Source organism: Pedobacter sp. KBS0701 (assembly GCF_005938645.2).
In the GTDB taxonomy this organism is placed as follows: Bacteria; Bacteroidota; Bacteroidia; order Sphingobacteriales; family Sphingobacteriaceae; genus Pedobacter.
In genome coordinates this window covers 4,761,390-4,774,785 of record NZ_CP042171.1, presented here as the reverse complement: position 1 = coordinate 4,774,785, position 13,396 = coordinate 4,761,390, and the positions used below count along the sequence as shown (strand labels likewise).

Genomic DNA, 13,396 nt, shown 5'->3' with positions numbered 1-13,396 from the left:
ATGATTTATTAAGGAGGAATAATCCCATATTCTTTAATAATATACTCTTCCAAGGCTATGATTACAAAATCCATTTGTTTCATGACATCATCAACCGTAATCCGATATATTTTTAATCCTAATGAAATTAAATTCTCTTCTCTTAGTTCATCGTAAATTTGTTTATCATCATGACTACTGCCTTCAATTTCTATTATTAAGCCAAGCCGCTTGATATAAAAATCAACAATGTAATTTCCGATTATACGCTGCCTGTCAAAATCTATTTTATGAAATCGCTTTTTGGTTACCTGCATCAAAAATAAGACTTCTGGTAAATTTCCGGCTTGCCGAAGTGCTTTTGCTCTTTCTTTTAATCGAGGTTGATAAGGTAAATCAGTAATGGGCACTGTGGTTATAATCGTGCCATCTACTATAATCTCATTTTGCAAATTCTTTTTTAACACCCCGTCCTGCGGACACCCCTCTGGGAGAGGGAAATGCCGGATGCCTAAATTGGCATGGGTGTTAGTTTTCTTTTGCATTTTTTGGTTTTATTCCCCCGATATAAAATTGGGAGGTGCCCGCAGGGCAGTTATAGTTACACCTGGTATTCACCTACCCTAACTTACAACAATTTAAAATCTTCACGAAATCAGGATATCAACAATTCAACTTCTATTTTTTACTTTTCCTCTTATTAAGTGTTTTATGACTGATCCTTGCAGGACGTTCGGCCATTTCGATGGGTAGGCCAAGCAAATCGCGGATGACCACCGATGCACATGCACCGCCAAAAGCTGCGGGCAGGTAAGAGACTGTACCATAAGCAGAACGTTTGAAATTACTTCCATCGGTCATGATCATGGAGTTTTTATCCATTTCTTCTGTAGAAAAAACTGCTTTTATTTTTGCTGCATTAGGGAGTTTATTCAACCTTTTGCGCACATAACTGGCAAATACACATTGATAAGTATCAGGAAGAAGCGTAATCCTTAAACGTGTTGGATCCATTTTACCACCGGCCCCCATCGAACTCACGATTGGGATGTTTTTTTCTAAAGCAGTTCCCAACAAAGTAATTTTAGGCATCACACTATCAATGCAATCCATAATGTAGTCGAATTTCGATTCTAAAATTTCCCTGCATTTTTCAGGAGTAAGAAAGGTATTTACCACATGGAGCTTTAAATCAGGATTAATAGCCAACAAACGTTCCTGCATGATTGCAGCTTTACTTACGCCATGGTTGGTGGCTAAAGCGGGCAGTTGCCTGTTCCGGTTGGTTGGATCTACCACGTCACCATCAACAATAGTCATTTCGCCAATACCCGAACGGCAGATAAATTCGGCAGCAAATGAGCCTACGCCACCCAAACCGATCACCAAAATGTGTTTCGATTGAAGTTTATCTATTCCATCATTCCCAACAAGGAGGGCAGAGCGCGAAAGCCAGCTAACATCAGACATATCATTTTATATTTAACCACAGATGAAAAAGGATGAACACAGATTTAGTTTATCTTGCAACTCGATGGTTTTTTTTAACTATATTTTAGCTACGAAGTAAACTTTTTCCGTGGCTAGTTTTTTAAATTCAATTTATTCCAGTCAGCAAAAATACGAGCTTTAAGTTCATCAACTGTACATTTTTTTAAAATGGCTGCGGCCTGGTAAATTTCTTCAATCGAAATATCTGAATCATCAGTTTCCAGGAAAAAATGATCGGTACTTTGAATCAGTTTAGCTGCGCCTGAATTTTCTTTTAAAACAGTTATTCCAAAGGAAAGAAAGAAACCCTTATCCAGTAGTTGTTGGCCAAGTTGCTCATTTTTGTTAAAACCATGGATAATCATCGGTACTTTAACTTTTAATCGTTCTTTAATGGCAATTAACTCTGAAAAGCATTTAACACAATGTAAAATCAACGGTTTATTAATTTTTTCTGCCAGTTCGATCTGTTTTGCCAGAATAAAAAGTTGGTTTTCCATACTTTCGCCTCTTAGCCGATCTAAACCACACTCACCAATCAGTTTTACATTGGCTTGATTGGCTACAACACTTAGGTATTTCATCTGCATTTCGAGCTGATCAATTTTAGCAAACCAGGGATGTAGCCCAACAGAGATTGGCTTGGTTTTGGGCATTGCTAAAAAGATATCGTTGGTTAACGACAAACTTTGAATGCTGATTACTCCAGGCTGGGTGGCAACTTTATGGGTATGTATGTCTAGGAAATCCATTGGTTAGCAAAGATAATGTTTTGGTGGGGACGGAGGTTTAGTCGTGGTGTCAGATATTTCTATCTGACACTTTAAAAAATAATTTTGAATCAATGGAGTTGCTACCTTTTACTGTTAATTTAGTAGTCTGTCAGATGGTAACATCTGACAGCACAGAAAATGACCAATGTTTCCGCTCTGTAAAGAATTTACTAATCATCTATAACATTAGTAGACTTTATTACATTTGCTATTATTATTCATCTAAAATCATGAAAAAATTAATCATTTTATTAACTGCTGTATTGATTTCGACTGCAGCTTTTAGTCAGGCGAAAAAGGAGGGCGTTCATATTTATAACCCGCAGGCCGATGCCAAAGCAGAAATTGCTGCTGCTGTCGCAAAAGCGGCTAAAGAAAATAAACATGTTTTATTACAGGTTGGAGGAAATTGGTGCACCTGGTGTATCGCGTTCCATAACTTAGTTGATAGTACCGCTACACTGAAAAAATACATCAACGATAATTTTGAAACCGTTTTAGTGAATTACAGTCCTGAGAATAAAAACGAAACCGTTTTAGCTAGCTTAGGATATCCTCAACGTTTTGGTTTCCCGGTATTTTTGATTTTAGACGGCAAAGGAAAAGTATTGCACATTGAAAATTCATCTTATTTGGAAACGGATGAAGTTGCTGCCAATGGTAAAAAGAAAGTTGGACATGACGTTAAAAAGATCACCTCGTTTTTAAAAGGCTGGACCACCACAGCGGTAAATCCTGAAACCTATAAAGCGAAAGCTAAGTAGAGGTTTAAGGTAGAGGGTATAAGGTATAAGGCTGAACGGTAAAACCGAAACCTAAAATTAAGAAAGCGGTCCCGATTTTTAAATCAGGACGGCTTTCTTACTAATCATCTAGTTCATCTTCGCTTACCTCATCATCGAGGTTTAGCTCATAAGAGGCCCTTGAAGCTTCATCGGCTTGTTCCAGCAGATCTTTATTATGCTCAATGCTGGTGTCATCGCCACTAATTTCGTTGATATTTTCTACATCGTCTTCTCTGCGCAAAGCATCGTTCGGATCGTTTGAATAATTGTCGTTTTCTGGATCTATCATAATATTGAGATTTTATCATTAGATAATCGTTTTGAAGACGAAATTGTTTTGGGAAAAGCTGAAAGGTAAAAGTCCAAATACTAAAGCTAAAAGACTTATGTCCAGATACACAGTTCTCCGTGGCAAAAGATTTTTCGCTGTACTACCATTGACGTTATTTTATAAAACACTATTAGTTAAAACTTTAGATGCTTTCGTGTTTTCATCCAGCTAGGCCGTAGCACAGTATCCCCGTTCTACTTAAATCCGGCCTAACAAATTTTTCGGGCTGCACTGTTCTGGCCGCACAACTGGCTTCAAAAGAAAAATTTTCAGCCGGCATTTTTTGTTTTTTCATGTGTTTTATATTTTTAATGGCATTCAAGCTAGCTCCGCTGGTCTTTTTGATGCCAAAAAGAAAGAGCCCTTCGACGGCGGCGAGCCGAGGCCAGACCGTGTTGTATGGCAAAAGAAATCAATTATACGTCACTAATATTGATTTTTATAACATAATTACCCCTCAGAATGACAAAATACTAATTCTTGTGCCTTAGTACCTTTGTGGTCTTTTATAACCCCTCACCAAATTTATAAAATGGTGCTACGCTCACCGGTAATTTACCTGTTGGTACCAACCTGTTATTGATCACAGCTGCCGCAGAAATCTGCATGAAATCTTCTTTTTGATAAGCTACTATCAAGCCTTTGCTGTTTTCTAAACCCGATAAGCCAGCCAGGTTATAAGGATTGGCAAATAAAGCAAAAACTGCATTCTTGGCTGATAACTCTTTAATAAAGTTTTTTACACCTGAATTTAAGAGAATACCATTTGCAGGACGTGATCTGCTATCATGAATACCTACAATCACCTGATCAAATGCACCGATTTCGCGGGCGATGTTCGAAATCTGTGTGGCAGTCGCGTCCTTATCTAATACATAATAAACAGAGTTATAATATCCTTTCGAAACCTCTTTTTGAAAAGTGGTAACCGATGGCACGCCTATGCTGATAATGGCCGTTCTTCTGATCGGGATGAGTCGCTTGATATAATCTTTACCTTTTAATAACGTTACCGATGCATTGGCCAGTTCCTGCACCAATGCATTGCTCGAGTTGCGGTTTACACCTGCAACAATACCTTGGGTTACAACCGTATCGCGTTTAGCTAAGCCTGCCCAATATTTTGCAGTCAAGATCTTACGCACGCTTTGGTCAATTTCGGCCATGCTCACACGATCTTGTCTTACCGCTTTACGCACCAGTTTAATGGCTCTATCGCTGTTTTCAGATAACTCAATAATATCGTTTCCTGCGATGATGCCCATTAAATCGGCTTCACCATCTTTGAAATATTTTACAACGCCTTTCATATCCATCGCATCAGAGATAATCAAACCTTTAAAGCCTAATTTCTGCTTTAAAATACCCGTAACAATCGGTTTTGATAAGGTAGAAGGAAGGTTTGGTGTAGCATCTAAAGATGGAATGTTCATGTGGGCAATCATCACGCCTGAGGCACCTTGTTTAATCAGCTCTTTAAAAGGATACATTTCTAAAGTATCCAGGCGAGTCGCTGAAAAAGTAAGTTGCGGTAAATCGTAGTGCGAATCTACATCAGTATCGCCATGACCAGGAAAATGTTTCAACGTGGTTAATAAACCACCATCCTGCATGCCTTTCATATAAGCGGCAACTTTAGTGGCTACGTTATATTTATTTTCGCCGAAAGAACGGTAATTGATTACGGGGTTTTTGGGGTTGTTATTGATATCCGCATCAGGAGCTAAATTCATCTGCATCCCCATGCGCTTGTAATCTTTGGCCACTTCAAGACCCATTTTATACAATAATTCTTTGTTTTGAATGGCCCCTAAAGTCATTTGATAAGGATAAGAAATGGTACTATCCAACCGCATACCCAAACCCCATTCGCCATCGTTTGCTATAATAAGTGGCACCCTGCTTAGTTTTTGATAAGCATTGGTGGCTAAAACCTGTCGACCAGGCCCCCCCTGAAAAAAGATCACTCCCCCCAATTGCTCTTTTTTAATCACCTGACCAACGGAATCGGTATATTTTTTTCCCAGATTGGTATGCGCCCGCACAAAAAATAGCTGTGCAATACGCTCTCGGCGGTTAAGTTTGTTAAAAACCGAATCCACCCATTTCGGTTGGTTGGCCAGTAATTCTAAATAGGTTTTTTGTTGTGCACTTACAGAAAATGCAGTACCGCAGAGGGCAATAAGTATAAATAAATTTCTTCTCACGTGTTTTGTTGTATCAGCTGCTAAATTAATCATCTAAGGGCTAATTAAACAAAAACCAATCCAAGTAATTGATTTAATACAATTTGTTGTAAGCCTGTTGATTTATGGAAGAAAAGATTGATGCTATCTGTACATCCCTTTGCCATCTATAAAATCGATTACTTTATCCGGAAGGAAAAACTGAACGTTTTTTTTCTCCTTTATCGCCTTGCGAATAAAAGTGGAGGATATTTCCATTAAAGGGGTATTAGTAAAAGTAATAGCCGGATGGTTTTCCCAATCGCTAACATCTGCCCCAGGGCGGGGGTATACATAAATCTGGTAATTTTTTAGCAATACCTCATAGTTTTTCCATTTTTTAAATGAAACGAGGTTGTCAGCACCCATGATCAATACAAATTCCTTTTCCGGATATTTTTCGTGGAGATAAGTTAAAGTATCTATGGTATATGAAGGCTGCGGCAATGCAAATTCAATATCACTTACGCGGATATGATCTGCATTTTCGGTAGCCAGTTTCGCCATTTCCAGGCGGTCGTACATATTGGTTAAACCACTTTTATCTTTTAGTGGATTATGTGGAGAAACTACCAGCCAAACTTCATCAAGCGCTGTGTGGTTGGCCATATAATTGGCAATAATTAAATGGCCGGTGTGGATTGGGTTATATGAACCGAAGAAAAGACCAGTTTTCATATTTGCGGTTTTCAGTATCTGTGATCGTCATTGAGAGGCTGGATTGAGGGAGCCAAAGCAATCTATTTTGCGAAAAAGATTGCTTCATTATTGTGCGCTTTTCCCGTCACTTCATTTCGCAATGACGGATTTATTTATATTATTAGTTTACCAAAGTGTTTTAGTCTTATAAAAGCTAAAGTTTTGGTCTTTTGTTAAAATGGTTAAATTTTCTGAGATGCCTTGAGCACTCAAAATCCGATCAAATGGATCACGATGATGAAAATCTAATTCGTTCAGCTTAACAATATGATCGAATGAAATTGGCAATATTTCTATTTGATTCTGATCCAGAAAGTCTAAAATCCTATCGAAGTCTGCATTTAAAGACAGCTTATTTAGTTTGCATTTTATCGCAATCTCCCAAATACTGGCAATGCTAATAAAACATTGATTTTTTAGATTTTTGATTTCATCAATTATTTTATTTGGCAAAGATGAATCTCCATTTATAAACCAAATAAATGTATGCGTATCTAACAGAAATTGCATTACATATAATCTTTAAAGTCTTCTAATGGTTCATCAAAATCGGCAAACATTTTAAAGAAATCTTTGGCATAGCCAAATTGTCTTTCTTTCAGTTTTTTACTGGCTTTCGATTTTTTCTTTAGGGATGAGACAAAATCAGACACTTGCTTCTTCAGGTCTGAAGGCAATGAAGATATTTGGCTATATAATTGAATATCAGTCATCAATCAAATATAAAGATTTCTGTGCTCTTAAGAAAACTATTTCTTCAGGAAATCACCTACCAACTGCTCTGCTTCAGCACAAGCCGTAGCCAGATCGTAATTTTTTAAAATTACATCAAACTTATCTGCATAAAGCAATTCTTTCTCCGCTTTAATAAAACGTTCCTGTAATTTTTCCGGACTATCTGTTCCGCGACCGCTTAATCGTTCCTTTAAAACATCTAAAGATGGCGGCTGAACAAAAATAGCCAGCGCATCTTCTTCATATTTCCTTTTCAAACGGATACCGCCTTCTACATCAATATCGAAAATTACATGTTTGCCATCGTTCCAGATACGCTCAATTTCTGAACGTAAAGTGCCATAAAAGGTTCCATTGTAAACCTCTTCAAACTCTACAAATTCCTGATGGGCAACTTTGTGTAAAAACTCTTCTTTACTGATAAAATAGTAATCGTTTTCATGTTGTTCATTACCTCTCGACTCGCGTGTTGTGGCAGAAATAGAAAAGCTCAGTTCAGGAAACTTTTTTAATAAATGATGAACTATGGTGGTTTTACCTGCTCCTGATGGTGCCGAAAATATGATTAATTTGCCTTGCATTTTTAAAAGTTTTGCGATTGGCGTTAGGCGTTAGGCGTTAAGCGCTTGTCGCTTTACGCCTAACGCTACAACACATTCAGTAACTGTTCTTTTATCTTTTCTAATTCTTCTTTCATACCTACAACAAACTGTTGCATCCGGGCATCATTTGCTTTTGCACCCATAGTATTAATTTCACGTCCAATTTCCTGAGAAATGAATCCCATTTTTTTTCCGTTTGCTTCTTTGCTTGCTAAAGTTTGCAAGAAATAATCGCAATGGCTTTTTAAACGGGTTTTTTCTTCAGTAATATCAATTTTATCGATGTAATAAATCAATTCCTGTTCGAAACGGTTCTGATCGATATTTACTTTGCCTACTGCATCATCCAAAAACTGGGTAAATTTATCGCGGATAGCCGAAATTCTCTTAGGCTCCAGTTCCTCAACAGATTTGAAATAAGAAAGAATGTTTTTAATTCTCAGCTCTAAATCAGCCTTTAAAACAGCGCCTTCATCTTCTCTGAATTTATTGAAATTGGTTAAAGCCGAGTTGAAAATCTGGAATAAATGGTTCCACTCATCCTCACTCACACTTTCTTCCTTATAACTAATTACGTCAGGAAAGGTTAATGCTGTTTGCAATAAGTTACTGCTGTCAGCACCTAGTTCATTGTTAACGTCAACAAGCTGCTTGTAATAGTGACTTAATAATGCGGTATTAATGGTTGCACCTGTAACTTCGCCATTGGTGCGTTCTACATTGATGCTTAAACTTACCTTTCCTCTTTCGATGTCTTTACTGCAGATGTTGCGCAGAATCAACTCTTTATCAGAAAAAGCTTTAGGATATTTTAAATTCAGCTCCAGAAATTTACTGTTGAGCGATTTGATTTCGACACTATACTTTGCGTTTGCATAATCGGCTGTTGCTAAGCCGTATCCTGTCATGGATTTTATCATGCGCAAAGATAGGGTTTTAAGCTGAAAGGAGAAATAATAATGGTCAAGGAGCCAGGAAATATAGCTTGCCGGATAAAATAGCTTTATCATTAGAAAACCAGCGTTCAGTATTTCTTCGGGGATTGCAGCTCTGCTTTTTATTGCAAGTCCTCGCTGCGCTGTGGGCTTTTCATTTCAATCAGGTTTATTTACAAAGTGGGAGGCTTTTAGCAGGCCTGTTGCCTACATGATGCAGCTCCTCTATCCATAAACATAAATGTGGCAACTGTAAGCATGAATACAAAGAATATAATACACAAAATAAACAAATCTACCCGTTACTTTCTCATGATTATTAACGTTTCTTTAACAGTTTACAAGGTTAACAAATGTTAATTTTACAAAAATATCTTATAGATATGAAAGCATTTTTGATCATGTTATCACTTTCATTGCTATTGTTCATTTTGCCTAAAAAAACGCTCGCCCAAATTACATCAGCAAAAGGAGTTATTTTAGAAAAAGGAACTCAGATCCGTATTGCATTAGCTGTGGTAACCAATATTAATAATAAACAAGCGGTAGGAAGTAACGATATGGGTTTCTTTGAGGTGAAAGCCAAATCCGGCGATACTCTATTGATTACCAAAAGGCATTTCGATAATGTTTATGTGGTTGTACCGAACAATCAGGACTTGATTATTAACCTGGTTAGGACAGATATGCTGCTTGATGATGTAACAATTAAGGCAGAAAACAAACAACAAAACCTATCAGCTGTTAGGTTAGAACACCGTAAGAAAACTTATTTTTATGGTAAAAAGAGAAACCCGCTTTATTATGTGCGTTACCCGTTGGCCGCAATAATGGAGCTTTTTAGCGCAGAACGAAAAAATGCAAAACGCTTTGACCGCTATTATGATAACGAGGCAAAAGAGTTGGAAATAGACCGGTTTTTTAATGTAAGCCTGGTTAAAAATAACACCAGTTTAACAGGAAAGCAACTGAATAAGTTTATGCTGGATTATAGGCCGAAACATAAACAGATTAAAAACTGGAATACTTATGATGCCGCTGATTACATTAAAAAATCTGCAAAACAGTATTTGGATACTTTAAATACCTCATTATAATAAAATGAAACCTTTAAAAGCTACTCTTTTAATCATCATCTTAATGCAAGGCTTAAAAATTAAAGCCCAGGATTTTGTATTGAAAGGGGTGGTGATTGAAAAGGGTTCCAATGTGCGTGTTGCTTTAGCCGGAATAACCAATTTGCGTAGTAAAATGGGCGCTAGCAGTAACGATATCGGAATGTTTCAGCTAAAGGCTAAGATTGGTGATACTTTGTTGATTACGAAGAAAAATTTAACCGATCAAAAATTAGTGCTAAATACCGATGAGGATCTGGTGGTATATTTACTGAGGGGGAGTACTGTGCTTGAAGAGGTGACGGTTAAAGGCCAGGCTAAAAAGCAGGAGATGGAAAGTGTTAAGCGCGACTTTAAAAGAAACGGGTCATTTTTTGAAGGTAAACCTCCATTAAGTTTACTAAATCCCTTCGGTGGTAGTCCGTTAACGTTTTTATACGAATTATTTGGGAAAACACCGACCAGGGCACGTAACTTTAACCGTTATTACAAAAAGGAATTAGGCCTAATGGAAGTGGATAAATTCTTCAATAAAAGCCTGGTTTCAAATAATACCACATTAACAGGGAAAGATCTCGACAAATTTCTGCTTGATTATTACCCAACTCGCGGCATGGTGAGTAACTGGAACAATTACGATGCTGTTAAATACATCAGGGAATCGGCCAAACAATATACCGATACCCTGAAGCACAAATTCGCTACACAATGAAAAATTTAAAATTTGTCATCATACTTTTCGTTCTTACTTCAATTGGCTTTGTCGCAAAGGCACAAGAATTTATTATCAGAGGTGTGGTTATCGAAAAAGGTTCAAATATCAGGATTGCCTTATCAGAAATTACCAACCTGCGTACCGGAATAGGGGTGGGCAGTAATGATATCGGGATGTTCCAGCTTAAAGCTAAAATTGGTGATACACTGTTGGTTATTAAGCGCGATCTGATCGATCAGCGTGTTGTGGTGAACAGCGAAAAAGATTTGGTTATTTACCTGATTAGAGGAAGTACCACGCTTGATGATGTAACCATTAGGGGAAATACCAAAAAACAGGATTTAGACGATATTAAGCGTGAGTTTAAAAACAAGGGGGTGTACAACGGCGGTAAAACAACGGTTTTGTCAGCTATATTTAGTCCATTGAATGCGCTATATAACCTATTTGGTACTGATCCTAAAAATGCAAGGAGGTTTGGCAGGTATGCCGATAATGAAATCAAACAATCGCAAATTGACGTATACTTCAATCAGAGTATGATTAAAAACAACACCGAACTAAGAGGTGATACCTTAGAGAAATACATGTTAAACTGCCGTCCTGAATTTGATAAAGCGCAGTACTGGAATAGTTATGATTACATTAAATACATTAAAGAATCTTCTAAGAAGTTTACCGATACTTTGGGGAAAGGCAAGTAGTAGAGAGTCTTTAAGCCATCCTGAGTCAGTTTGGCGTTAGAAGTTTGGGGTGCTGAGTTTTGGGTGTATAAAATAAATTCCGAAGTCAGGTGTTGGAGGTCTGAAGTTTTAACTTATATCGACAATTAACCGACTATTCCCAACAATCTGCAATCCCATCAATAAAGCAATTAAGTTTAATACTGTAAACAGCTAACCCAATGGTAATTCAACCAATGAACCTATATACTCAACGCTTCACAAGCTTTTTCAGCTGCTAATTTCTCTGCGTTTTTCTTATTGTAATCTCTTCCTGTACCATATTTTTCACCTTCAACAATCGCGCTAATGGTAAATAGTTTGGCACTTTCCCCTTCACCATTTTCCGCCAGTTCGAACATTACATCCTTACCATGGCGTTGGCACCATTCAATAAGTTTGCTTTTGAAATTCGTTTCTGTGAGCTCTAAGGTGTGGATATCGATATGAGGTTTTACAATTCTGCGCAATAAAAATTCTTTGGTAAAATTGTATCCTTTATCCATGTAGATGGCACCAATAATGGCTTCAAAAGCATCACCCAGCATCGAATTGTGTTTGGTTTGTATGCTTACTGATCGTTGATCAAACTGAATAAGCTTATCAAAACCAATTTTTTTTGCCAACTGGTTTAAATTAGCCCGGTTTACAATCTTAGAACGCATTTCGGTTAAAAACCCTTCTTCTTTATAGGGATAGTGTTTAAAAAGGAGCTCTGCTATTACCGAACCCAGAACAGCGTCGCCTAAAAATTCCAGGCGCTCGTTGCTACTCCTGCTTCCATTTTTTAGAATTTTTGCAGCAGAACGATGTCTGAACGCCATTTTATAGAGCGTAACATTGCCTGGAACAAAGCCTAAAATGTTTTTCAGCTTTTTAACAAACTCCTTTTCAGGAGAGAGATAGAGTTTATATAATTTTAATATCGGCATTAAATAAATAACACAATTAACGGCTAATCAGCATATTTAACTAAGTTATCTATTTTTAATTAGCATACAAAATTATATAGCGGTACTGTTCTAAATTAATCTTCGTATTTCTTGAAAATAACAGAAGCGTTATGGCCACCAAAACCGAATGTATTACTTAAAGCAGCTCTAACAGTACGTTTTTGCGCTTTGTTAAAAGTAAAATTCAATTTAGGGTCAAATGCAGGATCATCAGTAAAATGATTGATTGTTGGAGGAACAATATCATTTTTAACAGAAAGAATTGCTGCAATAGCCTCAATAGCTCCGGCTGCACCCAACAGGTGACCAGTCATTGATTTGGTTGAACTGATGTTTAAACGATAAGCATCCTCACCAAACAATGTACCAATGGCCTTGGTTTCACTAATATCACCCAGTGGGGTAGAAGTACCATGAACATTGATATAATCTATATCAGCAGTTGTTAAACCAGCATCTTTTAGTGCATTAGTCATTACCATTCTAGCGCCCAAACCTTCAGGATGTGGTGCCGTGATGTGATTTGCATCAGCACTCATTCCACCGCCCACAAGTTCTGCATAAATTTTTGCACCCCTTGCCTTAGCATGTTCAAGTTCTTCTAAAATAATGGTTCCTGCACCTTCACCGGCCACAAATCCATCACGGTCTTTATCAAAAGGACGCGAGGCCGTTGCCGGATCATCATTACGTGTTGATAATGCATGCATGGCGTTAAAGCCACCCATACCCGCTTCGTTAATGATGGCTTCAGAACCTCCGCTGATGATGACATCGGCCATACCCAAACGGATATAGTTAAATGCATCAATCATGGCGTTGGTAGAAGAAGCACATGCCGAAACAGTTGCAAAATTCGGCCCACGTAAGCCGTATTTGATCGAGATATGCCCTGGAGCAATATCTACAATCATTTTAGGAATAAAAAATGGATTGTACCTTGGCGTACCGTCTCCTTTGGCGAAATTTGAAATTTCATCAAGGAAAGTTTTTAATCCACCTATGCCCGCACCCCAGATTACACCGATCCGGTTAGTATCTAATTTTTCAAAATCAAAACCACCGTCCTTAACCGCTTCCTCTGTTGATACAAGAGCATATTGTACAAACGGATCTAATTTACGGGCTTCTTTTTTATCCAAAAAGTCTTCTGGATTAAAGTTTTTTACCTCGCAAGCGAATTTAGTTTTAAACTTTTCAGTGTTAAAACCCTTAATAGGAGCAGCGCCACTCACCCCGTTAGTCAATCCTTCCCAAAAATCAGGAACATTATTGCCTATAGGAGTGAGCGCACCCAACCCTGTTACTACTACTCTTTTTAATTCCATTTATACTG

The 13,396-nt window shown here is 37.6% G+C and carries 16 protein-coding genes; 4 read left to right on the top strand and 12 right to left on the bottom strand.

Annotated elements, in window-relative coordinates; all coding sequences use genetic code 11:
- Nucleotides 1-8: 8 nt before the first annotated feature.
- The 3 genes from FFJ24_RS19265 to FFJ24_RS19255 form a co-directional block, all read right to left on the bottom strand.
- Nucleotides 9-524: an endonuclease domain-containing protein gene (locus tag FFJ24_RS19265; RefSeq protein ID WP_138818801.1), complete on the bottom strand. Its 516-nt coding sequence runs from the start codon at nt 522-524 to the stop codon at nt 9-11.
- A gap of 133 nt (nt 525-657) precedes the next feature.
- The gene (locus FFJ24_RS19260; protein WP_138818800.1) at nt 658-1,449 is read right to left on the bottom strand and encodes a ThiF family adenylyltransferase; all 792 of its coding nucleotides are present in this window, start codon (nt 1,447-1,449) and stop codon (nt 658-660) included.
- 113 nt (nt 1,450-1,562) lie between these two features.
- Complete coding sequence (locus tag FFJ24_RS19255) at nt 1,563-2,222, bottom strand: TatD family hydrolase (protein WP_138818799.1); 660 nt, start codon at nt 2,220-2,222, stop codon at nt 1,563-1,565.
- Nucleotides 2,223-2,473: 251 nt separating this feature from the next.
- Between FFJ24_RS19255 and FFJ24_RS19250 the strand changes: the two genes are divergently transcribed.
- Complete coding sequence (locus FFJ24_RS19250; RefSeq protein ID WP_138818798.1) at nt 2,474-3,007, top strand: thioredoxin family protein; 534 nt, start codon at nt 2,474-2,476, stop codon at nt 3,005-3,007.
- A gap of 100 nt (nt 3,008-3,107) precedes the next feature.
- Here FFJ24_RS19250 and FFJ24_RS19245 read toward each other — a convergent pair whose 3' ends face one another.
- From FFJ24_RS19245 to FFJ24_RS19215, 7 genes are all read right to left on the bottom strand, one after another.
- The gene (locus FFJ24_RS19245; protein ID WP_138818797.1) at nt 3,108-3,317 is read right to left on the bottom strand and encodes a hypothetical protein; all 210 of its coding nucleotides are present in this window, start codon (nt 3,315-3,317) and stop codon (nt 3,108-3,110) included.
- 548 nt (nt 3,318-3,865) lie between these two features.
- Complete coding sequence (locus FFJ24_RS19240) at nt 3,866-5,599, bottom strand: glycoside hydrolase family 3 protein (protein ID WP_168202509.1); 1,734 nt, start codon at nt 5,597-5,599, stop codon at nt 3,866-3,868.
- 90 nt (nt 5,600-5,689) lie between these two features.
- Complete coding sequence (nadD, locus tag FFJ24_RS19235; protein ID WP_138818796.1) at nt 5,690-6,262, bottom strand: nicotinate (nicotinamide) nucleotide adenylyltransferase; 573 nt, start codon at nt 6,260-6,262, stop codon at nt 5,690-5,692.
- Nucleotides 6,263-6,409: 147 nt separating this feature from the next.
- Nucleotides 6,410-6,793: a type II toxin-antitoxin system VapC family toxin gene (locus FFJ24_RS19230; protein ID WP_138818795.1), complete on the bottom strand. Its 384-nt coding sequence runs from the start codon at nt 6,791-6,793 to the stop codon at nt 6,410-6,412.
- On the bottom strand, nt 6,793-6,996 hold the full coding sequence (locus FFJ24_RS19225; protein ID WP_138818794.1) for a DUF2281 domain-containing protein: 204 nt from the start codon (nt 6,994-6,996) through the stop codon (nt 6,793-6,795). Before FFJ24_RS19225 ends, FFJ24_RS19230 begins: the two co-directional genes overlap by 1 nt.
- Nucleotides 6,997-7,032: 36 nt before the next feature.
- Nucleotides 7,033-7,599 carry a guanylate kinase gene (gmk, locus tag FFJ24_RS19220; RefSeq protein WP_138818793.1) on the bottom strand — a complete coding sequence of 189 codons (567 nt, stop codon included), beginning with the start codon at nt 7,597-7,599 and terminating at the stop codon, nt 7,033-7,035.
- A gap of 65 nt (nt 7,600-7,664) precedes the next feature.
- Complete coding sequence (locus FFJ24_RS19215) at nt 7,665-8,528, bottom strand: YicC/YloC family endoribonuclease (RefSeq protein ID WP_138818792.1); 864 nt, start codon at nt 8,526-8,528, stop codon at nt 7,665-7,667.
- A 410-nt stretch (nt 8,529-8,938) separates the two neighbouring features.
- Here FFJ24_RS19215 and FFJ24_RS19210 point away from each other — a divergent pair, with 410 nt between their 5' ends.
- The 3 genes from FFJ24_RS19210 to FFJ24_RS19200 are packed head-to-tail and all read left to right on the top strand — an operon-like array spanning nt 8,939 to nt 11,089.
- A complete protein-coding gene (locus tag FFJ24_RS19210; RefSeq protein ID WP_138818791.1) occupies nt 8,939-9,652 on the top strand; it encodes a hypothetical protein in 714 nt (237 codons plus the stop codon).
- Nucleotides 9,653-9,656: 4 nt separating this feature from the next.
- Entirely contained in the window at nt 9,657-10,382 is a 726-nt protein-coding gene (locus FFJ24_RS19205) for a hypothetical protein (protein ID WP_138818790.1), read from the top strand.
- The gene (locus tag FFJ24_RS19200) at nt 10,379-11,089 is read left to right on the top strand and encodes a hypothetical protein (RefSeq protein ID WP_138818789.1); all 711 of its coding nucleotides are present in this window, start codon (nt 10,379-10,381) and stop codon (nt 11,087-11,089) included. Before FFJ24_RS19205 ends, FFJ24_RS19200 begins: the two co-directional genes overlap by 4 nt.
- Before the next feature lie 221 nt (nt 11,090-11,310).
- On the opposite strand, the gene rnc is transcribed toward FFJ24_RS19200, so the two are convergent.
- Nucleotides 11,311-12,039 (bottom strand): ribonuclease III, encoded by a 729-nt coding sequence (rnc, locus tag FFJ24_RS19195; RefSeq protein WP_138818788.1) that lies wholly within the window; start codon nt 12,037-12,039, stop codon nt 11,311-11,313.
- A gap of 95 nt (nt 12,040-12,134) precedes the next feature.
- Nucleotides 12,135-13,388, bottom strand: a complete 1,254-nt coding sequence (fabF, locus tag FFJ24_RS19190) for a beta-ketoacyl-ACP synthase II (RefSeq protein WP_025145352.1) — start codon at nt 13,386-13,388, stop codon at nt 12,135-12,137.
- Nucleotides 13,389-13,396: the final 8 nt, after the last annotated feature.